Raw genomic sequence first — 306 nt, 5'->3', positions numbered from 1 at the left:
GGGTCCAGATCGAGGGCGAAGGAGTACACGCCGCAGGAGATCAGCGCCCGCGTGCTGATGAAGCTCAAGCGGGACGCCGAGGCCTACCTGGGCGAGGAAGTCACCGACGCGGTCATCACCGTCCCGGCCTACTTCGAGGACGCGCAGCGCCAGGCCACCAAGGAGGCCGGCCAGATCGCCGGGCTGAACGTCCTGCGCATCGTCAACGAGCCCACCGCCGCGGCCCTGGCCTACGGCCTGGACAAGGGCGAGAAGGAGCAGACCATCCTGGTCTTCGACCTCGGTGGCGGTACCTTCGACGTCTCC

At 68.3% G+C, this 306-nt stretch carries 1 protein-coding gene; it reads left to right on the top strand.

The window, feature by feature from the left end; genetic code table 11:
• Positions 1–306: Hsp70 family protein (locus SREC43747_RS20080; protein ID WP_152528487.1), on the top strand; the 306-nt coding region annotated here is incomplete at both ends.

Source organism: Saccharopolyspora rectivirgula DSM 43747 (assembly GCF_000497205.1).
Classification (GTDB): domain Bacteria; phylum Actinomycetota; class Actinomycetes; order Mycobacteriales; family Pseudonocardiaceae; genus Saccharopolyspora; species Saccharopolyspora rectivirgula.
The sequence above is the reverse complement of the archived record's forward strand: the minus strand, read 5'-3'. Positions and strand labels throughout refer to the sequence as shown.